At 70.8% G+C, this 20,530-nt stretch carries 20 protein-coding genes; 9 read left to right on the top strand and 11 right to left on the bottom strand.

Annotated elements, in window-relative coordinates; translation table 11 throughout:
• Positions 1-47: 47 nt before the first annotated feature.
• The 5 genes from ABD127_RS13975 to dnaA all read right to left on the bottom strand — a co-directional run bounded on the left by ABD127_RS13975 (position 48) and on the right by dnaA (position 5,699).
• A complete protein-coding gene (locus tag ABD127_RS13975; protein WP_344202581.1) occupies positions 48-590 on the bottom strand; it encodes a DciA family protein in 543 nt (180 codons plus the stop codon).
• A complete protein-coding gene (recF, locus tag ABD127_RS13970) occupies positions 583-1,719 on the bottom strand; it encodes a DNA replication/repair protein RecF (RefSeq protein ID WP_344202580.1) in 1,137 nt (378 codons plus the stop codon). Before recF ends, ABD127_RS13975 begins: the two co-directional genes overlap by 8 nt.
• A 1-nt stretch (position 1,720) precedes the next feature.
• Positions 1,721-2,650, bottom strand: coding sequence for a phosphogluconate dehydrogenase (NAD(+)-dependent, decarboxylating) (gene gnd, locus ABD127_RS13965; protein WP_344202579.1), 930 nt, complete (start codon positions 2,648-2,650; stop codon positions 1,721-1,723).
• 22 nt (positions 2,651-2,672) lie between these two features.
• Positions 2,673-3,815, bottom strand: coding sequence for a DNA polymerase III subunit beta (dnaN, locus tag ABD127_RS13960; protein ID WP_344202577.1), 1,143 nt, complete (start codon positions 3,813-3,815; stop codon positions 2,673-2,675).
• A 438-nt stretch (positions 3,816-4,253) separates the two neighbouring features.
• Positions 4,254-5,699, bottom strand: coding sequence for a chromosomal replication initiator protein DnaA (gene dnaA, locus ABD127_RS13955; protein WP_344202575.1), 1,446 nt, complete (start codon positions 5,697-5,699; stop codon positions 4,254-4,256).
• A gap of 350 nt (positions 5,700-6,049) precedes the next feature.
• Here dnaA and rpmH point away from each other — a divergent pair, with 350 nt between their 5' ends.
• Genes rpmH through ABD127_RS13915 form a run of 8 tightly spaced genes read left to right on the top strand, consistent with a single transcriptional unit; the run spans position 6,050 to position 10,695 of the window.
• Positions 6,050-6,187: a 50S ribosomal protein L34 gene (gene rpmH, locus ABD127_RS13950; protein WP_344202573.1), complete on the top strand. Its 138-nt coding sequence runs from the start codon at positions 6,050-6,052 to the stop codon at positions 6,185-6,187.
• A gap of 3 nt (positions 6,188-6,190) precedes the next feature.
• Entirely contained in the window at positions 6,191-6,538 is a 348-nt protein-coding gene (gene rnpA / locus ABD127_RS13945; protein WP_344202572.1) for a ribonuclease P protein component, read from the top strand.
• Between the two features lie 7 nt (positions 6,539-6,545).
• Positions 6,546-6,788, top strand: coding sequence for a membrane protein insertion efficiency factor YidD (gene yidD / locus ABD127_RS13940; RefSeq protein WP_344202570.1), 243 nt, complete (start codon positions 6,546-6,548; stop codon positions 6,786-6,788).
• 42 nt (positions 6,789-6,830) lie between these two features.
• A complete protein-coding gene (gene yidC / locus ABD127_RS13935; RefSeq protein WP_344202634.1) occupies positions 6,831-7,739 on the top strand; it encodes a membrane protein insertase YidC in 909 nt (302 codons plus the stop codon).
• The gene (locus ABD127_RS13930; RefSeq protein WP_344202568.1) at positions 7,736-8,209 is read left to right on the top strand and encodes a Jag family protein; all 474 of its coding nucleotides are present in this window, start codon (positions 7,736-7,738) and stop codon (positions 8,207-8,209) included. Before yidC ends, ABD127_RS13930 begins: the two co-directional genes overlap by 4 nt.
• Positions 8,209-8,829, top strand: a complete 621-nt coding sequence (rsmG, locus tag ABD127_RS13925; RefSeq protein WP_344202566.1) for a 16S rRNA (guanine(527)-N(7))-methyltransferase RsmG — start codon at positions 8,209-8,211, stop codon at positions 8,827-8,829. The genes ABD127_RS13930 and rsmG overlap by 1 nt, the downstream gene beginning before the upstream one ends.
• Before the next feature lie 49 nt (positions 8,830-8,878).
• Positions 8,879-9,793: a ParA family protein gene (locus ABD127_RS13920; RefSeq protein ID WP_344202564.1), complete on the top strand. Its 915-nt coding sequence runs from the start codon at positions 8,879-8,881 to the stop codon at positions 9,791-9,793.
• Positions 9,790-10,695, top strand: coding sequence for a ParB/RepB/Spo0J family partition protein (locus ABD127_RS13915; RefSeq protein ID WP_344202562.1), 906 nt, complete (start codon positions 9,790-9,792; stop codon positions 10,693-10,695). Before ABD127_RS13920 ends, ABD127_RS13915 begins: the two co-directional genes overlap by 4 nt.
• 75 nt (positions 10,696-10,770) lie before the next feature.
• Here the strand turns inward: ABD127_RS13915 and trxA are convergent, their stop codons facing one another.
• From trxA to murJ, 4 genes are all read right to left on the bottom strand, one after another.
• Positions 10,771-11,094 (bottom strand): thioredoxin, encoded by a 324-nt coding sequence (gene trxA / locus ABD127_RS13910; protein ID WP_344202560.1) that lies wholly within the window; start codon positions 11,092-11,094, stop codon positions 10,771-10,773.
• A gap of 40 nt (positions 11,095-11,134) precedes the next feature.
• Positions 11,135-12,124, bottom strand: coding sequence for a thioredoxin-disulfide reductase (gene trxB / locus ABD127_RS13905; RefSeq protein ID WP_344202559.1), 990 nt, complete (start codon positions 12,122-12,124; stop codon positions 11,135-11,137).
• Positions 12,125-12,193: 69 nt separating this feature from the next.
• Positions 12,194-13,762: a protein kinase family protein gene (locus ABD127_RS13900; RefSeq protein ID WP_344202558.1), complete on the bottom strand. Its 1,569-nt coding sequence runs from the start codon at positions 13,760-13,762 to the stop codon at positions 12,194-12,196.
• A gap of 84 nt (positions 13,763-13,846) precedes the next feature.
• Positions 13,847-17,674 (bottom strand): murein biosynthesis integral membrane protein MurJ, encoded by a 3,828-nt coding sequence (gene murJ / locus ABD127_RS13895; RefSeq protein ID WP_344202556.1) that lies wholly within the window; start codon positions 17,672-17,674, stop codon positions 13,847-13,849.
• A 154-nt stretch (positions 17,675-17,828) separates the two neighbouring features.
• On the opposite strand from murJ, the gene ABD127_RS13890 reads away from it, so the two are divergent.
• On the top strand, positions 17,829-19,214 hold the full coding sequence (locus ABD127_RS13890) for a CCA tRNA nucleotidyltransferase (RefSeq protein ID WP_344202632.1): 1,386 nt from the start codon (positions 17,829-17,831) through the stop codon (positions 19,212-19,214).
• 157 nt (positions 19,215-19,371) lie between these two features.
• On the opposite strand, the gene ABD127_RS13885 is transcribed toward ABD127_RS13890, so the two are convergent.
• Positions 19,372-19,842, bottom strand: coding sequence for an ASCH domain-containing protein (locus ABD127_RS13885; protein WP_344202554.1), 471 nt, complete (start codon positions 19,840-19,842; stop codon positions 19,372-19,374).
• A 5-nt stretch (positions 19,843-19,847) separates the two neighbouring features.
• Positions 19,848-20,468, bottom strand: a complete 621-nt coding sequence (locus tag ABD127_RS13880; protein WP_344202552.1) for a LysE family translocator — start codon at positions 20,466-20,468, stop codon at positions 19,848-19,850.
• Positions 20,469-20,530 lie beyond the last annotated feature (62 nt).

Genomic DNA, 20,530 nt, shown 5'->3' with positions numbered 1-20,530 from the left:
TCGTTCCTCGTCGCACCTCAGGGGGCGGGGACGTGACCGCCGGCTGTTTACCCGTACGTGTCCCTCGGGCCACGGCCCCCGCGGACCGCGCGCTTGCCGTGCTTCCAGGACGGGGCCTCCGGTCCGCGCACGTCGATGCGGATGACCGATCCCTGCCCGAGCTCGTCGTTGAGCCGCGCCACGATGCGCGGTGCGAGCAGCTGCAGCTCCTTGCGCCAGGCGGTGGAGTCGGTGCGGACCGACACGACCTGGTCGGCGTAGCCGTCGACCAGCGAGTGCTGGGCGATGTCGGGTCCGACGATCGAGGACCAGTCGGTGAAGACACGCGATGCGGCGAGCTGGTCGGTCCAGCCCTGCTGGTCGACGAGGTCGCCGAGCGCCGAGGCGAGCGGCACCGCGTCGTCACGGTCGTGACGCTGCCCGCCGGCCTGCTGCGGCCGCCGCTTCGGACGTGGCCGACGACGGGGGACCTGACCCGGCTCGGCCGCGCGGTACGACTCGGCCATCTCGCGGGCCAGCCGCAGCGGGTCGTCGCAGTCGACCGGCTTGGCGGGCTCGACGGGCTCGGCGGGCTCGGCCGGGTCAGTCATCGAGGACCTTGCCGTCGGCCACCCGGAAGCGGCGTCCCCGCAGTCCCGGAGGCACGTCGCCCGGGACGGCCGCCGTGACGAAGACCTGCTCGACGCCCTCGGCCATCGCGGCGAGGTGGTCACGACGGCCGGTGTCGAGCTCGGCGAACACGTCGTCGAGGATCAGGATCGGGTCGTCGTCGCCGTGCTCGGGTGCCCGCAGGTGGTCGAAGGACGCGAGTCGCAGCGCGAGCGCGAGCGACCACGACTCCCCGTGGCTGGCGTACCCCTTGGCGGGGAGATCGCCGATGCGCAGCTCGACGTCGTCGCGGTGCGGACCCACGAGCGTGACGCCGCGGTCGAGCTCGTCGCGGCGGCGGTCGTTGATCGTGCGCAGCAGGAGCTCGCGGCACGCGTCGACGTCGCGAGGGTGCTCGTCGTGCGGCACACCGGTCTTGGCCACGTAGGTCGCGAAGACGTCGCGGCGAGCCTCGGCCGCAGAGGCGGCCACACCGGCGTGACGGGTGGCCAGGTGCGGTGCCAGCTCGTCGAGCACGGCGAGCCGACGGGCCGTGATCTCCCCACCGAGCTGGGCCAGCTTCTCGTCCCAGACCTCAAGAGTCGACAAATCTACTTGTCGACCTCTTGCTGATTTCAACAGCGTGTTCCGCTGGCGCAGCGTGCGCTCGTAGTCGGCCTTGACGCCGGCCAGACGCACCGACTGCATGACCAGGTGGTCGTCGAGGAAGCGCCGGCGATCGGACGGATCGCCCTTGACCAGTGCGAGGTCCTCGGGCGAGAAGAGCACGGTGCGCACCGTGCCCAGGAGGTCGCGCACCCGCGGGAGGTCGGAGCGGTTGACCCGCGCCCGGTTGCTCCGGCCCGGGTTGATCTCGACCTCGATCAGCGCCGAGCGGTCGCCCCGGACGACCTCCGCGCGCACGACCGCGCGCTCGGTGCCCGCCCGCACGAGCGGGGTGTCGGTCGAGACGCGGTGCGAGTCGAGCCGCGCCAGGTAGTCGACCGCCTCGACCAGGTTGGTCTTGCCCTGACCGTTCGCGCCGATGAACGCGATGGGCCCGGCCGCGAGCTCGACGTCGACGTCCGCGTAGGAGCGGAAGTCGTGCAGGGAGAGCCGGGCGACGTGCACGTCAGCTCGCCGAGGGCGGCTCACCCGTGCCGGGCTCCGCCGCGGCACGCACGGCGTGACCACCGAACTGCTGACGCATCGCCGCGATGGCCTGCATCGCGGGCGACTCGTCCTGACGGGACTGGAACCGGGCGAACAGCGACGCCGCGATGGTGTGCATCGGCACGGCGTGCTCGATCGCGGCCTCGACGGTCCAGCGGCCCTCGCCCGAGTCCTCGGCGTAGCCACGGATCTTGGACAGACCCGGATCGTCCTGGAGCGCCTGCACCAGCAGGTCGAGCAGCCACGAGCGGACGACCGTGCCCTCGCGCCACGAGTCGAGCACGGCCGGGACGTCGTCGACGAGGTCGGTCTTCTCGAGCAGCTCGAAGCCCTCGGCGTAGGCCTGCATCATGGCGTACTCGACACCGTTGTGGACCATCTTCGCGAAGTGCCCGGAGCCAACCTTGCCGGCGTGGACGAAGCCGCCGGTCTTCTCGGCACCCTCGGCCGCGTCGGGGCGCAGGGCGTCGAAGACCGGCTGCACCGTGGCGACGTCGGAGGCGTCGCCACCGACCATCAGCGCATAGCCGTTCTCGCGGCCCCAGACTCCGCCGCTGACGCCGCAGTCGAGGTAGCCGATGCCCTTCGCGGACAGCTGCTCGGCGTGCTCGATGTCGTCGGTCCAGCGCGAGTTGCCACCGTCGACCACGATGTCGCCCTCACCGAGGAGGTCGGCGAGCTCGGTGACCGTCGCGCGGGTCGCGTCACCGGCGGGCACCATGACCCAGACGACCTTGGGGCTGGGCAGCGACTCGACCAGCTCGGCCAGCGACGCGACGTCGCTGACCTCCGGGTCGCGGTCGTAACCGGTCACGGTCACGCCGTGCTCGCGCAGGCGCGCACGCATGTTGCCGCCCATCTTGCCCAAGCCGATGAGTCCGAGGTGCATCGTGCCCTCCAAAAGGGGGAAGTCAGGTCTGGAGACGAACCGGCATGATCAGGTAGCGGAACGCGCCGTCGGGCTCCGCGCCGATCTCGCCGACACCGCTGATCGCGGCAGGCTTCGTGTGCTGGGTGAAGGCCAGGTGCACGACGGGGTCGGACATCACGCCGAGGCCCTCGAGCAGGTACGACGGGTTGAAGCCGATCGAGATGTCGCCGCCGTTGACGGTGGCCTCGATCGACTCGCTGGCCTGGGCCTCGTCGCCCGTGCCGGCCTCGAGGAGCAGCGTGCCCTCGGAGAACGACAGACGCACCGGGGTGTTGCGCTCGGCGACGAGCGCAACGCGCTTGACCGCGTCGACGAGGTCCTGCGTCGCGACGTAGGCGATGGTCTCGGGCGTCGCCGCGAACAGCTGGCGGACGCGCGGGAAGTCGCCCTCGAGCAGGCGGGTCGTGGTGCGACGGGTGCCGTTGCCGACCGTGCCCTCGAAGCCGATGAGGCCGTCGCCGGACTCGCCCGACGAGACCGCGATCGAGATGTCGCTGCCGCCGGCGAAGGATCGGGCCGTCTCGCCGAGCACGCGGGCCGGCACCAGCGCCCGGGCCGAGAGGTCGCTGGCCTCGGGGAACCACTGCAGGTCGCGCAGGCTGGCGCGGAACCGGTCGGTGGCCATGAGCGAGATCGTGGAGCCCTCGAGCTCGAGCCGCACGCCCGTGAGCAGGGGCAGCATCTCGTCGCGACCCGCGGCGGCGCCCGCCTGCTGGACCGCGGTGACGAACGAGTCGGCCTTGACGGTGCCGGTGGCGGTGGGCATCTGCGGCAGGCGCGGGTACTCCTCGACCGGCATGGTCTGCAGGCTGAACCGGGCGCTGCCGCACTCGACCCGCACCTTGGTGCCGTCGAGGGTGACGTCGACCGGCTTGCCCGGGAGCGACTTGACGATCTCGCTGAGGAGCCGGCCGCTGACCAGGGCGCGACCGTCGGCGCTGACCTCGGCCGGCAGGGTCGCCCGGGTGGAGGTCTCGTAGTCGAAGCCCGAGAGCGTGAGGCCGTCGGTGCCCGCCTCGATCAGGAGACCGGCGAGGACCGGGACGCTCGGACGGACCGGAAGGCTGCGGGCAGTCCAGGCAACAGCGTCAGCGAGGGTGTCGCGTTCGATCCTGAACTTCACGTAGCGGCCTTTCGGGCTTCGGGCGTAAGCGGGTGACGGTGTCTGCATCCTGCCACGGCACCGGGCACGATCCTAGGCCAGGGCGAGCCCGGTGTCCGTTGTCCACACACAGGGCGACTGGACCCCTTCGACGAGTTTTTGGATGTCTAACTCGGTAGTAGTAGTCGTAGCACCTGTGGATCCTGTGGAGAAATGACATTCGTGCTGGTCAGGTGGCAGATCGGCCGGTGGACGAGCAGGGGACAACCTCGGGCGTCCGCCCCGTGGGGGTGTGGACGGCGCGTGGGGGTTCACACCGCGTTCACATGCCGTCATCTTGTATCCACCTGAGGTGGAGACTTACCCACAACCCTGTCCCCAGCTGTGCACAGGGATTTCGGGGTCACGAGAACGACACGATCGCGCAGAGCGGGCGATCGACGAGGGCCGGACGACGGCTCAGGACTGACGGGCCTGCTGCTTGATGCGGTTCGTCAGCTCGGTGACCTGGTTGAAGACGGCGTGCTTCTCGGTCATCAGGGCACCGATCTTGCGCACGGCGTGCATCACGGTCGTGTGGTCGCGCCCGCCGAACTCCTGGCCGATCTTCGGCAGCGACATCTCGGTGAGCTCGCGGCACAGGTACATGCCGATCTGGCGGGCCAGCACGAGGTCGCGCTGCCGGTTGGTGCCGCAGATCTCCTCGATCGAGAACTCCGAGTACGCCGAGGTCTGGGCGATGATCAGCGCGCTCGTGACCTCGGGGTCGCCGCCGGCGCTGACCAGGTCCTTCAGGACGATCTGCGACAGGTTCATGTCGACCGGCGTCTTGTTGAGGTTGGCGAAGGCCGTGACGCGGATGAGGGCGCCCTCGAGCTCGCGGATGTTGGTCTGCACCTTGCTGGCGATGAACTCGAGCACGTCGGCCGGCACGGTGAGGCCGTCGTTCGCGGCCTTCTTGCGCAGGATGGCGATGCGGGTCTCGAGCTCGGGCGGGGTGACGTCGGTCGTGAGGCCCCACTCGAACCGGTTGCGCAGCCGCTCCTCGAGCGTCTTGAGGTTCTTCGGCGGGCGGTCCGAGGTCATGACGATCTGCTTGTTCTCGTTGTGCAAGGCGTTGAACGTGTGGAAGAACTCCTCCTGCGTCGCCTCCTTGCCCTCGATGAACTGGATGTCGTCGACCAGGAGCACGTCGATCTCGCGGTACTTGCGCTTGAGCTCGCCCGTGCGCCGCTCGCCGATCGCGTTGATGACGTCGTTCGTGAACTCCTCGGTGTTGACGTACCGCACCCGCGAGGACGGGTACAGGCCGAGGACGTAGTGGCCGATCGCGTGCAGCAGGTGCGTCTTGCCGAGGCCGGAGTCGCCGTAGATGACCAGCGGGTTGTACGCCTTGCCCGGCGCCTCCGCCGTGGCGACGGCTGCCGCGTGGGCGAAGCGGTTCGACGAGCCGGTGACGAAGTTCTCGAAGAGGTAGCGCGGGTTGAGCCGGGCCTCGGCGATGTTCGCGGGACGTCCGGTGACCGGGGTCGGTGCCGGACCCCACTGCGGGACGAAGTGGTCCTCGTCGTCGTCCTCGTCGTCGTCGAGCGCGGAGTACCGGCCCGGCGGGTCCTCGAGCGCGAGCGGCTCGGGCGGGCTGATGCTGGCGTCGATCGTGACGACGAGACGCACCTCGGTGCCGAGCTCGCGGCTGAGTGCCTGCTCCAGCACCGGACGGACGCGGCTCTCGAGCTGCGCGCGGGCGAGGTCGTTCTGCACCGCGGCGATCACGATGTCGTTGTGGAAGCTCAGGGGCACGGCGGGAAAGACCCACACACGAGCACCGGGTGAGAGGCGGTCGACGGCGGCCTGCCAGGCGGCTGAGAGATCAGCCTCCGAGGTAGACGCGGATCCGTCGGACATGTGGCCTCCATTGGGTCCACACGGTTTTCCACATGGTGTGCACGTAGATGGCCCGGACCACTTTGAACTGTGGACAACTTGGTACCGCGGTGACGCTAGCAGCGGGTTGGGACCCCACACAAGCCGGTTCTGCACAATCTCGGAGGACGTGCGGCGTGTCGTGTGGACGTGCTACGGCGCGCAGGAGTAGGACGGTCGGTTTGACCACTGTCTGAGGACCCCCGTACCGTTGGACAGTCGCGCGACCGTTGGCCGCGTACCCGCGACCCGGGCGGATTCGTCCGGCGATGTCGTGGGTGAGCGGTGATCGTCGATTCGATCATTGATTTCCCCTCGAGAAGGACACACCCGTGAGCAAGCGCACTTTCCAGCCGAACAACCGTCGTCGCTCCAAGAAGCACGGCTTCCGCCTCCGCATGCGCACGCGTGCCGGCCGCGCCATCCTGGCGTCGCGCCGCAGCAAGGGCCGCGCGAAGCTCTCCGCCTGATCGGTGCTCCCCCAGGCGGCGCGGATGCGTGACGGCGACGAGTTCCGTCGCACGATCCGTCGCGGCGCCTCGGCGTCGACCAGCACCCTCGTCACGCACCTCGCGCTGACCGACGAGCCCGACGTCCGCGTCGGGCTCGTCGTCGGCAAGAAGGTCGGCAACGCGGTCGTGCGCAACCGGGTCAAGCGACGCATCCGTCACGCACTGCGCGACGAGCTCGCGACGCTGCCGCAGGGCGCGCGCGTCGTGGTGCGTGCGCTGGCGCCCGCCGCCCACAGCACCGACCTGGCTGCCGACGCGGTCGGCAGCCTGCGGCGCGCGGAGCGGCGGACCACCGCCGCGCGGGTCTGAGCCCCCGATGCTCCGCCTGCTGCTGATCGGCCTGTTGAAGGCCTACCGCTTTGCCATCAGTCCCCTGTACGGACAGGTGTGTCGGTACCATCCGACGTGTTCGGCCTATGCCCTCGGCGCCGTCGAGACGCACGGTGCGTTCCGCGGTTCGTGGCTCGCCCTGCGACGCTTGCTGCGGTGCCACCCCTGGAGCCCTGGCGGGTACGACCCCGTCCCCCCGACATCGGCCACCTCGCCGGTGTCCCACTGAGGAGTAAACGTGGAGATCTTCAGCGCGATCGGTTCGGCGATCATGACACCGCTGTACTACGCGGTGTCTGCCGTGCTGCTGGGCTGGCACTGGGTGTGGGAGCACGTGCCCGGTATCAACGACGGCTGGACGTGGGTCCTGTCGATCATCGGTCTGACGATCACGATCCGGGCGATGTTGATCCCGCTGTTCGTCAAGCAGATCAAGAGCAGCCGGAACATGCAGCTGCTGCAGCCCAAGATCAAGGAGCTGCAGAAGAAGTACGGCCACGACCGCGAGCGCCTGACCCAGGAGCAGATGAAGCTCTGGAAGGAGACGGGCACCAACCCGTTCGCCTCGTGCCTGCCGCTGCTGGCCCAGATGCCGATCTTCTTCGCGCTGTTCCGCACGATCGACCAGGCGGCCAAGAACGGTGCCGAGGGTGCGAAGGGCTTCCTGTCGGGTCCGGATGCGGAGTCGCTGCGGAACGCGGAGTTCCTCGGCGGCAAGATCGCCGACACGTTCATGAACGCCGAGCACCTCGAGACGCGCATCATCGCGATCTTCCTGGTGGTCGTGATGTGCGCGACCCAGTTCCTCACGCAGCGTCAGCTGATGGCCAAGAACATGCCGGCCGATGCGCTGAACGGTCCGTACGCGCAGCAGCAGAAGATGCTGCTCTACATCCTTCCCCCGGTCTTCGCGATCGGCGGCATCTTCTTCCCGATGGGCGTGCTGTTTTACTGGGTCACCTCGAACTTCTGGACCATGGGTCAGCAGTTCTATGTCATCCGCCGCAACCCCGCCCCGGGAACCCCGGCCTTCAAGGCCAAGCAGCAGCGCGACGCCGCCAAGGGCAAGAACGTCGCTGACGACCCGAGCACGGTCGTCGACGAGATCGTGAAGCCCAAGCCGCGTCAGCAGCCGAAGAAGCAGACTCGAAACCAACGCAAGAAGGGTGGCGCTCGATGAGCACCGATGCGACCAAGCTGGAGGCCGAGGGCGACATCGCCGCGGACTTCCTCGAAGGCCTGCTGGACATCGCCGATCTCGACGGCGACATCGACATGGACGTCGACGGCGATCGTGCTGCGGTGTCGATCGTCGGCGGCCGACTGACGCACCTCGTCGGCTCCGACGGACAGGTGCTCGACGCCCTCCAGGAGCTGACGCGTCTTGCTGTGTACCGCCAGACGGGTGAGCGCAGCCGGCTGATGCTCGACATCGCCGGCTACCGCGAGGGTCGTCGTGTCGCCCTGCGTGAAGAGGCGTCGGGCGCGGTCGCTGCCGTGCGTGACGGATCGGAGCGCATCGAGATGGCCCCCATGTCGGCGTTCGAGCGCAAGATCGTGCACGACGTGGTGGCCGAGGCCGGCCTGCGCAGTGAGTCCGAGGGTGACGAGCCCCGTCGCTTCGTGGTGGTCCTCCCCGCCGGTGCGTGATGGCCGTTTCACGTGAAACGGAACCTCCCGCCGGCGCAGCCGAGCTGTTCGGCGAGACCTGGACCCAGGCGCAGCGCTACGCCGACCTGCTGAGCACCTGGGGTGTTGACCGCGGGATGATCGGCCCGCGCGAGGTCCCCCGTCTGTGGGACCGCCACCTGCTGAACTGCGTCGTCGTCACGCCGCGACTCCCCCAGGGCGTGACGGTGGCCGACGTCGGCACCGGCGCCGGACTCCCCGGCCTGGTCTGGGCGATCGCTCGTCCGGACATCCAGATGACGCTCGTGGAGCCGTTGCTCCGCCGCGTGTCGTTCCTGGAGGAGGTCGTGGCGGACCTGGGTCTGGAGAACGTCGTGATCTCGCGGTCGCGTGCTGAGGACCAGGCCGGCCAGTTCGATGTCGTCACGGCGCGCGCCGTGGCCGCGCTCGACAAGCTCACGACGTGGTGCTGGCCGCTCGTCGCTCCAGGAGGCGTCCTCCTGGCGATGAAGGGACGCTCGGCTCCTGAGGAGGTTGAGGCGGCTCGACCGATGCTCAGGAGGCTGGGTGTGTCGGACGTCCGTATCGAGACCTATGGTGATCTCGCGGTGCCGACCACCGTCGTCGAGCTCACCCGGTGATCCCTCACCCGATGGCGGTCGCTGTTTCACGTGAAACCAGGAGGCGGAGATGACCATGGTGCATCCCGACGAACCCACGCCCCTCGCGCGCGCAGCCGAGGAGCACGTCGCTCTCGCCCGCAAGGTCGACGCGATCGTGCACCTGCCGCAGCCCGCGGCGACCCGCATCTTCGTCGTCGCGAACCAGAAGGGCGGCGTGGGCAAGACGACCACGACCGTCAATCTTGCTGCCGCGATGGCGGTCAAGGGCCTCCGCGTCCTGGTCATCGACCTGGATCCGCAGGGCAACACGTCGACCGCCCTCGACATCCCCCACTCCGAGGGCACCGCAGGTGTCTACGAGGCGCTCGTCGAGGGTGAGTCGATCGATGCGCTCGTGCAGCCGTGCCCGGCGCACGAGAGCATCTCGGTGCTGCCGGCCTCGATCGACCTGGCGGGTGCCGAGATCGAGCTGGTCTCCCTCGTCGCCCGCGAGACCCGTCTCGACAAGGCGCTCCAGTCGTACCTGGCGGAGTCCGAGGACGCCGGCGACCGCTACGACTACGTCTTCATCGACTGCCCGCCGTCGCTGGGTCTGCTGACCGTCAACGCGATGGTCGCGGGACGCGAGGTCCTGATCCCGATCCAGTGCGAGTACTACGCGCTGGAGGGCCTGGGCCAGCTCCTGCGCAACATCGACCTGGTCAAGGCCCACCTCAACCCCCAGCTGGCCGTCACGACGATCCTGCTCACGATGTACGACGGTCGCACCAACCTCTCGTCCGGCGTCGCCAACGAGGTCCGTCAGCACTTCGGTGGCGAGGTCCTCGACACGGCGATCCCCCGCTCGGTGCGTATCTCGGAGGCACCGAGCTACCACCAGACCGTCGTGACCTACGACCCGGCGTCGTCGGGTGCCCTGTCGTACATCGAAGCCGCGCGCGAGATCGCCGAGCGCGCCGACCCGAAGGAGCCTCGCGCATGAGTGGACGTCGTCAGCGTGGTCTGGGCCGCGGCCTCGAGGCCCTGATCCCCCAGACGCCGGCCGAGGCCGAGAGCGCTGGGCTGGAGCAGGTCGAGGGCGCGCGCTTCGCCGAGCTGCCCGTCACCTCGATCGAGCCCAACCCCCGTCAGCCGCGCACGGTCTTCGACGAGGAGGCCATGGCCGAGCTGGTCCACTCCATCAAGGAGATCGGCCTGCTGCAGCCCGTCGTCGTCCGTGAGGTCACGCCGGACCACTACGAGCTCATCATGGGCGAGCGCCGGTGGCGCGCCCACCAGGTGGCCGGGCTCGACACGATCGCGGCGGTCGTCCGCGACACGCAGGACGAGGACCTCCTGCGCGACGCCCTGCTGGAGAACCTCCACCGGTCGCAGCTCAACCCGCTCGAGGAGGCGGCTGCGTACCAGCAGCTGCTCGACGACTTCGGCTGCACGCACGAGGAGCTCGCGACGCGGATCGGTCGGTCGCGTCCGCAGATCAGCAACACGCTGCGGCTGCTGCGCCTCACCCCGGCGGTGCAGCGTCGCGTCGCGGCGGGCGTGCTCTCGGCCGGTCACGCCCGCGCGCTGGTCACGGTCGCGAACGCCGAGATCCAGGAGCGGCTCGCGACGCGGGTCGTGGCCGAGGGCCTGTCGGTCCGCGCCCTCGAGGAGATCGTGACGCTGACCGACGACGAGCCCGGCACCGCGACGCGTCGCTCGTCGCCGACCCTGTCGGCCCCCCGTGTCGACGACGTCGCCCGCCGGCTGGGCGAGCGCTTCGACACCCGGGTCAAGATCAACCTCGGTCGCACGAAGGGTCGCATCACGGTGGAGTTCGCCACGATCGACGACCTCGAGCGCATCGTCGAGCTGATGGACCCGCAGAAGCGCCTGAAGGACTGAGATCCCGGGCCATCCGGGATAAACAAATCCCCTTGTCGATTTGTCGACAAGGGGATTTGTTTATCTAGTGACGGATCAGATGTGCTTGTCGATCTCCGCCAGCAGGGCCTTCTTGGGGCGGACGCCGACGATCGACGAGACGAGCTCGCCACCGTTGTAGAGGTTGATCGTGGGCAGGCCGGTGACGCGGTACTTGGCCGGCGTGACCGGGTTGGCGTCGGCGTCGATCTTGACGATCGTCAGCTCCTCGCCCTTCTCGTTCGCGATCTCCTCGAGGATCGGCGCGAGCTGACGGCACGGACCGCACCAGTCGGCCCAGAAGTCGACGAGCACGGGGCCCGGAGCGTTCAGGACGATCTCGTCGAAGTCGGCGTCGGTGACGGCGTTGATGGTGGCCATGTTTCTTCTCCTGGTGCTCGGGTCGGGGTGGGTGCGGTGGTCAGTCGACGAGCGCGGCGTCGGGTGCCGGGGCACCCGCGTGCTCGAGGTCGGCGAGGTAGCGCTCGGCGTCGAGCGACGCGGCGCAGCCCGTACCGGCGGCCGTGATGGCCTGGCGGTAGGTGTGGTCGACCAGGTCGCCGGCGGCGAACACGCCGGCGATGTTAGTCGCGGTCGAGCCCTGCTTGACCAGGACGTAGCCCTCGTCGTCGAGGTCGACCTGGCCGCGCAGCAGCTCCGAGCGCGGGTCGTGGCCGATCGCGATGAACAGGCCCGTCGCGTCGAGGGACCGGGTCTCCCCCGTGACGGTGTCGCGCAGCGTGACCGACTCCAGGGAGTGCTCGCCGTGGAGCTCGGCGACCTCGGAGTTCCAGGCGAACTCGATCTTGTCGTTGGCGATCGCGCGGTCCTGCATGATCTTGGAGGCGCGCAGCTCGTCGCGGCGGTGGACCAGCGTGACCTTGCTGGCGAAGCGCGTGAGGAAGGTGGCCTCCTCGAGCGCGGAGTCGCCGCCGCCGACCACGACGATGTTCTGCTCGCGGAAGAAGAACCCGTCGCACGTCGCGCACCAGCTGACGCCGTGGCCCGAGAGCTCGTCCTCGCGGGGGATGTCGAGCTTGCGGTAGCCCGAACCGGTGGCCAGCACGACGGCGAGTGCCGAGTGGGTGCTGCCGTCGCCGAGCGTGACGGTCTTGACCGGACCGGTCAGGTCGACCTCGGTGACGTCGTCGGCGACCAGCTCGGCGCCGAAGCGCTCGGCCTGCGCGCGCAGGTTGTCCATCAGCGCCGGGCCCATGATGCCGTCGGGGAACCCGGGGAAGTTCTCGACGTCGGTCGTGTTCATCAGGGCTCCGCCGGCCGTGACCGAACCCTCGAACACGAGCGGTTCGAGGTTCGCGCGAGCGGCGTAGATGGCCGCGGTGTAGCCGGAGGGTCCGGACCCGATGATGATCAGGTTGCGGACGCCGTTGGTGGACGACTCAGTGCTCATGGTCTGCTCTCTGCTGGTGACGCCTGTTCCAACACAGCCTAGTCGTCGGACATTCCCCGGCCCGGGGAGTCAGGAGCGACCGTCGACCCGGACCTCGGCGATCTCGCCCCGGAACTCACCGGCGGCCGACTGGGGCAGCGACGTCAGCCACACGACGACGTAGCGGGTGCTGGTACCGGCCGGCAGGCTGACCGTCACGTCGGTGCCGCCGTCCTGCACCGAGGCGACCGACGTGAGGCCGTCAAGGGACCGCGGCGGCGCGTCCGCGCCTGGTGCCGAGGTGAGGATCTGCAGGCTGGTGGGAGCTCCCACGAGGTTGAGCCGCACCGAGTCGACCTGGCGCGTGGCACCGAGATCGAGGATGATCCCGACGCCGTCCTTCAGACCGCCGAGGTCGGCGCGGTTGCGGTAGGCCTGCGTGGTCCAGGTCGTCTCGGGATCACCATCGATCGTCTGCGCCACCGTGTCGGCGTTCTCGCTGCCGTCGCCCTGTGGGTCGAAGTCGATGGCGCGGTCGATCGCCAGCACGCCGACGTCGCCCGTCGCGGAGGCCGTCGGCGGGGCCGGGTCGGGGATGGGGCCCTGGCGACCGGCCATGAAGGCGATGACGAGCAGGATCAGCAGCACGCCCACGGCTCCGAGCAGGACCAGGCCCCGTTCGCCCTTGGTGAGGTTGCGGGCCTGTGCCTTGCGTCGCTCGAGGGTCGTCGGCGGCTTGGGCGCGTACGCCTTGGGTCGCGGCCGAGGCGGCTCGAGGCCCGGCGGGGGCCCGAGCGGCTCGACGACCGGGTCGTACCGGACGAGGTCGGGGGACGTCGTGGTGCCGCCGGCGGTGTCGTGCGGGTCGAGCCGGGTGAGCACGCCCCGCAGCTCGTGCGCGACGTCGGTCGCGGTGGTGATGGGGCGACGACCGTGCACGGGCGGGTTGCCGAGGATCCGGTCGCAGATCGCGTCGATCTCGCGGTCGACGCCGGCCCTGACCTGCCGGGGGCGCAGCACGCGGCCGTGCTCGGTGGGCGCGGCCCGCAGGCCGTCGACGTGACCGCCGGGCCAGCGAGCGACGAGGCAGGCGTAGAGCAGCTTGCCGAGGCTCTGGACGTCGAGCCGCTCGAGCTGGGCGGTGTCGGGCTGCTGCTCGGCCCCACCCACGGGGGCCAACGCCGTGGCGACGCCGAGCCCGACCACGCGGACGGCACCCGACTCCTTGAGCAGCACCTGGTGCGGGGTCAGGCGGCGGTGGTGCTGGCCGCGCTCGTGGGCGTTGGCGAGCGCCTCGGCGACCTCGATCACGATCGCGGCGGCACGCCAGCTCGGCAGCGGGGCCTGGCCGAGGACGGCGTCGAGCGGGAACGCGCGGGCCCACTCGCGCACGATCATGTGGTGACCGTGGTCGTCGGTGATCAGGTCCAGCACGCGCAGGAAGCGGGGGTCGGACACGACGGTCGAGCCACGCGCGGCGTCCAGGAAGCGTTGGGCGCGCGGGTCGCTGCTCGGCAGCAGCTCCAGACCGACGTTGCGCGACAGCACGGCGTCGTGGGCCCGCCAGGTCGTCGATCCGAGTCGTTCGTGCACCAGGTCCTGCAGGTGGTAGCGCTCAGCAATGACGTCACCGGAGACCAGTGTCCGTCGTCCTGCCATCCGCGCACCCCTTCGTTCGCCCGTGAGTCTACCGGCGGGCGGGTCGCGACACCGGTCACCGGTCGTGGGCGTCGGCGCCGTGTCTCAGCGGCGCCCGCGCACGACCGATCCGAGCCGGCGCAGCTCGTCCATCCCGGCGAGCCGGCTGCCCAGGAGGTAGGTGCCCGCGCCGATCACGCCGGCGACGGCCAGCCGGACGATCGCGTCGGCGGGACGCGTGGAGTCGATGCCGATCGCGATCAGTGCCTCGCGGGCCAGCAGCATCGCGGAGGCGGCACCGGCGCAGGTGACGGCCAGACGCGCCAGGAACCCGACGAGGGAGGCGTCGACGATCGACCCGAAGCGACGGCGCACCCACACCAGGGCACAGACCGTGCCGACGAGGTAGGCCGTGCTGAGCGCGACCCCGAGCGCCGGTGCGACGTGCTCGGGTGCCACGTGGCGCGTCAACGTGACGGCGACGGCGATGTTCGTCACCGCGACGATGCTCTGCACGACGAACGGGACCCGCGTGTCCTCGTCGGCGTAGAACGCCCGGATCAGCAGGAACATCAGGCTGAAGACCACCACGGCAGGCGCCAGGGCGACGAGCGTGTTGCCGATCGCCTCCCCGCCGGCGCGGGCGGCTCCGAGGGAGATGCTGCGCGCGAGGTCGTGCCCGAGGCACGCGATCGCCACGGCCACCGGCACCAGGAGGAACAGGGCCGTGCGCGTGGTCTCGGCGATCGTCGACAGGAAGCGGTCGTAGTCACGGGCGTGCGCGAGCGCGGCGAGCGTCGGCATGATCGCGGTCGCGAGCGAGACCGTGACGACGCCGTGCGGCACCTGGCTGACGATGTAGCCGAGGTTGTAGACCGCGGAGCCGCTGCTGGTCTCGCCGGTCGCGGCGCCGGTCAGGTTGCCGGCCGTGCCGAGTCGACTGACGACGATGAAGGCGATCTGGTTGACGACGATCGAGGCCAGCGTCCAGGCACCGAGCTTGAGCGTGTGGCCCAGGCCGACGCCGCGGAAGTCGAAGCGCGGCCGGTAGTGGAAGCCCGCCGCCCGCAGGTACGGCACGAGGACCGCAGCCTGGACGACGATGCCGAGCGTCGAGCCGATGCCGAGCACCAGGGACTCACCGACGCTGAAACCGTTGGACCCGCCCTCGCGCCCGAACATCACCATGTACCCGACGAGCGCGACGCACGCGACGACGTTGTTGACGATCGGGGCCCACATCATCGGGCCGAACCGCCCGCGCGCGTTGAGGATCTGTCCGACGAGCACGAACGCGCCGTAGAAGAAGACCTGGGGCACGCACAGGTACATCAGCAGCAGGGCCGAGGAGCGCGGGCCCTCGTTGCCCTCGGCGAACAGCTGCGAGTCGAACACCAGGCGGACCAGCAGCGGTGCGGCGAGGACCAGCACGAGTGTCGCGAAGCCGAGCACCAGCAGGCCGAGCGTGATGACGCGGTTGGCGTACGCGTCGCCGCCGTCCTCGTCGTTGCGCATCGTGCGCACGAGCTGCGGCACCAGCACGACGTTGAAGACGCCGCCCGCGACGAGGATGTAGAGCGCGTTCGGGACGGTGTTGGCGTTGTTGAAGATGTCGCCGTTCAGGCCGGTGCCGATGGCCCAGATCAGCAGCAGGGCACGCAGGAACCCGGTGATCCGCGAGACCAGCGTGCCGAGCGCCATCCACGCGCTGGCGCGGGTCACGTCAGCCCCCGACGCGTCCTGGACCTGGTCGACCGCCCGCACCGCGGGCGGGACCGAGGCGGGTGGCGGCTCCGCAGCGGGCGGTCCGGGATCCACGACCTCACGGGCGGCGGACGGATCGTGGTCGAACGGCGGGTCCTCGGGTGCGTCGGGGCCGGGCCCGGCGACGTCTCGGGGACCACCGAGGCCGCGGCTGCGACGCCAGAGCCGACGGGCGACGGCGACGACCAGCAGACCGCCCGCGACGCCCATCGCGATCCAGATGATCGTGCTGGTGTTGCTCGACCGGACGTTGAAGCGGGCGACGGAACCGATCGGGGTGCCGTCGGGGGTCACGAGCTGGGCCGTCAACGACGTCGTGTTCTGCTGCCCGACGTCCAGCGGGATCGTCACGGTCGTGCGCGACAGGGCCGCGACGTCGACCGGCGCGACGTCGTCGACCTGCAGCTGCGGGTTGGTGGAGCTGACGCGGATGCCGACCCGGATCGCCTGGTCGGTCGGGTTGTCGATCGTGACCGGGACCTGGCCCTCGCGCCCGGCCAGCAGGAAGCTCGGGGGTCCCTCGATCGTCGGCAGGGTCAGGTCGACCTCGATCGCCGCCCGCCGTTCCTGGGCCGTGGCGATCGCGGACGCCGGGTCGGAGCGTCGCGACAGCCCCAGGAGGTCGGCGATCAGGGTCGCGTCGTCGCGGGCGACCGCGTCGGTCGTCGAGATCGACGACAGGCGGGACGAGGCGATCTGCAGGTCCCGCACCGCGTCGACGACCGCGGTGTCGGCCGGGGCGGCGGCCCCGACCGGGATCTCCGGGAGCAGGGGTGAGGACGTCAGGTCGAGCGACCGCGGGGTCAGCAGGCCCGCGTTCCACAGACCGGCGAGGTCGGCGGACCGCCAGGCGGCGCCCGGGTCCCAGCCGGCCGGGGTCACGACGACGGCGTCGGCGCGCGAGTCGTCGTGCTCGTCACGATCGCGCTCGGCGAAGTCACGCTCGGCCAGCAGCTCCTGACGGATCGTCGCCGCGGTGGCGGTGCCGGGCAGCGAGCTCGACAGGTCGCGGCGCACGAGCGCGGTGGTGGCCGCGTCGTCGCCGGCGACCGTCACGACCGATCCGTCGCGCTCCTCCCAGTCGGGGAGGTCGCTGACGTCGACGACGAGCGGCTGCCCGGCGACGAGACGGATCACCGAGCTGCTGAGACCGCCCGTGGGGACCCAGGTCGCGGGGGTGCCGGGGATCTCCTGCGTCTGGACGACCTGCGCCGTGAGCTCGCTGACGAGCGCCGTGAGCTCGGTGCCACCCGCGGTCGACGCGAGTGCCGTGACGTCCGGCGCTCCGTAGCCGAGCAGGACCGTGGGGATCGTCGACATCGCGGAGCGCAGGTCGGTGGCGAAGGTCGTGAGGCGCTCGACGTCGCTGTCCTCCAGCGCGAGGTCGTCGGGGTCGGCCGGTGACTCGTCGTCCTCGTCCGTCAGCCGCGACAGGGTGTCCGGCAGCTGCGGGTCGACGACCAGCGAGGCACTGCCGACCGGCATGCTCCGCGCGAGGTCCAGCACGCGCCGCAGGGCTCCGGCGGCGCTGGTCGACTCCACGAGGTCGTCGACCCCGGTCATGGTGCCGTCCGCCGCGAGGTCGACGGGGGACGCGAGCGTCAGCGCGAGGGTTCCGGGGATCGCCACCGGCGGGTCCTGGCCCGCGACCGGGACGACCGTCGCGGCGCGCCCGATCGGCGTCGTCGAGCGGGTGCCGTCGGGTGCGGTCCCCAGCACCTGGACGCCGACGGTGCGCACGCCCGAACCGGCCGTGATGCCGAGCTCGGACCACGGCACGGTGATCGAGAACGACGCGGACTCGCCGGGCTCGAGCGTGCCGAGGTCGGCGATCGTCTCCAGGTCCACGATGCGGGAGCCGGAGAACCCGGTGCCTTCCGCGATCGTCTCGACGAGGTCGGCCCGGTTGGTGTCGGGCTGGCGGGCGATCGACGCGTAGGCCTGGGCCGAGGTCCAGGCGATCTCGTTGTCGTTGCGGACCGTGCCGATGATCGTCACGGGCTGCCCGGGCTCGAGCCGTCCGGGAGAGAACGAGTCGATCGCCACCTGGACGTTCGGGTCGTCGGCGGCCTGCGCCGGCGCGAGCGGCACGACCACCAGGGCCAGCAACCACACCGCCACGGCGACGACCACGCGCGGCGTCGGTCGCACAGGACGGGGGCGGCTCACCGGACCATGTTAGGGGTGCGCGCCGGCCGCGGGCCGGGACGTAGACTCACGCACCGTGTCAGTACCGTCTCGCCGCCCAGGGCCCGGCACCCCTGCCGAGCCCTCCGAGCCGTCTCGCCGCTCGGGGCCCGGCACTTCCGCCGAGCCCTCCGCCCTGCTGCACCAGCACCCGCTCCTCGTCGCGCTCGGTGAGCTGTTCGCTGCGCAGGGACACGAGATCGCGGTGGTCGGTGGGCCCGTCCGCGACGCCCTCCTCGGGCGCCCCGTCAACGACCTGGACCTGACCACCTCGGCGCGGCCGGAGCAGATCGAGCAGATCGTGTCCGGCTGGGCCGACGCGGTCTGGGACGTCGGCCGCGAGTTCGGCACGATCGGCGTGCGCAAGGGCGACGAGCAGATCGAGATCACCACCTACCGCAGCGACCAGTACGACGCGGCGTCGCGCAAGCCCGTCGTCGCGTTCGGCGACACGCTCGCCGGCGACCTGTCGCGGCGCGACTTCACGGTCAACGCGATGGCGGTCGTGCTGGCGACGGGCAAGCTCGTCGACCCGTTCGACGGTCACACGGCACTGGTCGAGCGACGGCTCACGACGCCGGTCACCGCGCAGCAGTCGTTCGACGACGACCCGCTGCGCATGATGCGGGCCGCCCGATTCGTCGCGCAGCTCGGCTTCGCCGCGGACGCGGACGTCGTCAGCGCGATGACGGCGCAGGCCGAGCGGATCGAGATCGTCTCGGCCGAACGGGTGCGCGACGAGCTCGACAAGACCCTGTGCGCCGCGGACCCGGTCGCGGGCCTGCGCCTGCTGGTCGAGACCGGTCTGGCCGACCGCGTGCTGCCGGAGCTCCCGGCACTGCGCCTGACCGACGACGAGCACCACCGGCACAAGGACGTCTTCGAGCACTCGCTGACCGTCCTCGAGCAGGCGATCGAGCTGGAGGCGCGGCTCGAGCGCCAGCCCGACCTGGTGATCCGGCTCGCCGCCCTGCTGCACGACATCGGCAAGCCCCGCACGCGCCGGTTCCACACCGGCGGCACCGTCACGTTCCACCACCACGACGTCGTGGGCGCGAAGATGACGCGCAAGCGTCTGCGCGAGCTGCGCTACAGCAACGACGTGATCGACCAGGTCGCCCTGCTCGTCGAGCTCCACCTGCGCTTCCACGGCTACGGCTCGGGCGAGTGGACCGACTCGGCGGTGCGCCGGTACGTGCGCGACGCCGGCCCGCAGCTCGACCGGCTGCACGTGCTGACCCGCGCGGACTGCACGACCCGCAACGCGCGCAAGGCGGCGCGGCTGCAGCGCACGTACGACGACCTCGAGGCGCGGATCGCGGTGCTGCGCGAGCAGGAGGAGCTCGACTCCATCCGCCCCGACCTCGACGGCACCCAGATCATGGAGATCCTGGGGCTCGCCCCGGGGCGGGAGGTCGGCGAGGCGTACCGCTTCCTGCTCGACCTGCGGATGGACCGAGGGCCGCTCGGCGAGGAGCAGGCCGCCGAGGCCCTCCGCGCCTGGTGGGCGGCACGCGGCTGACCCCCACCCCGGTGGTTGAGGTGCGCCCTTCGCCCTTCGAGGCCGCTCATTCTTCGCGGCACCTCAGGACCCGCCTCCTCGTTCCTCGCTCGCACCTCAGGGCGCGGAGAGGCCGCCGCCCCCTGAGGTGCGAGGAACGAGCCTCGAAGGGGGTTCCTCAACCACCGGTGGTGGGGTGCAGGAGCTCGAAGCGTTCGCAGACGACGGGCATGCGCGGGTCGAAGTCACGCCCGTCGGTCGCGGTGCGGCGGAAGAACGCCTCGTGGCCCTCACGCCAGTGCGAGAGGGAGAGGTCGCCCTCCCCCTCGAGCCGGGCGTGCTCGGCATCGACGTCGATGAACGGGACGATCCGGACCTGGGTCGTGCGGATGACGCCTCGCGGGTCACCCGATCCGTCGAGCAGGATCGAGACGTCACCGACGCGCGGGACCGGGTCGCCGTCGGCCTCGACGTCCCACAGCGACGAGGCGGTCGCGGTCTTGGCGCCGGACAGCACCAGCGCGAGCAGCTCGTCGGCGAGCGCGGCGTGGTCGCCGAACGCCCACGCCTCGGGCACCGGGCCCGGGAGGTCGACCTCGGCCCAGAACTCGGCGATCGTCGCGGGATCGGCGGCCGTGCTCGGTTCCACGTGGATCAGGCCTCGACCGCGAGCGCCGTCGCGAAGCCCAGCATGACCAGGCCGGTCGTGCCGTCGACCCCGCGCCGCACCCGCGGGCGGGTCAGGTGGCGCGCCGCGACCGATCCGAGCTGCACGACGGTCAGCAGCACGACCGAGCCGACCACGACGAGCGTCATCGCGTAGGCGAGCAGCGCCGGGACGCCCTGCCCCTGCCCCACGAACTGCGGCAGCACCGCGATGTTGAAGGCCAGCACCTTGGGGTTGGTCAGGTTGCACAGGAACCCCTGGCGGAAGGCCGCCCGACCGGAGACCCGCGGACCGTCACCGGCGACGGCCCACACGCTGCCGTCGCGTCGCAGCGCGTCGCGCAGCGCGTTGACGCCGAGCCAGGTCAGGTACAGGACACCGGCCCACCGGATCGTGAGGAACACCGGTTCGGAGTGGGCGAGCACGGCGCCCAGCCCGGCCGCCGCGAGGACGCCCTGGATCGCGCCGGCCAGGGTGATGCCAGCCATCGTCAGCAGCCCGCGCCGACGACCGCCGACGACGCTCGCGCGCAGCGTCAGGAACGTGTCGGGTCCGGGGGCCGCGGCGAGGACCGTCGCGAACAGCAGGAAGGACAGGTAGGTCTCCACCGCCCGATGATACGTGCGGACGGGCCACGGCAGAAGCCGTCGTTCCAGGCCCGGACGCGAGC

The organism is Aeromicrobium alkaliterrae, from assembly GCF_039529015.1.
In the GTDB taxonomy this organism is placed as follows: Bacteria; Actinomycetota; Actinomycetes; order Propionibacteriales; family Nocardioidaceae; genus Aeromicrobium; species Aeromicrobium alkaliterrae.
The sequence above is the reverse complement of the archived record's forward strand: the minus strand, read 5'-3'. Positions and strand labels throughout refer to the sequence as shown.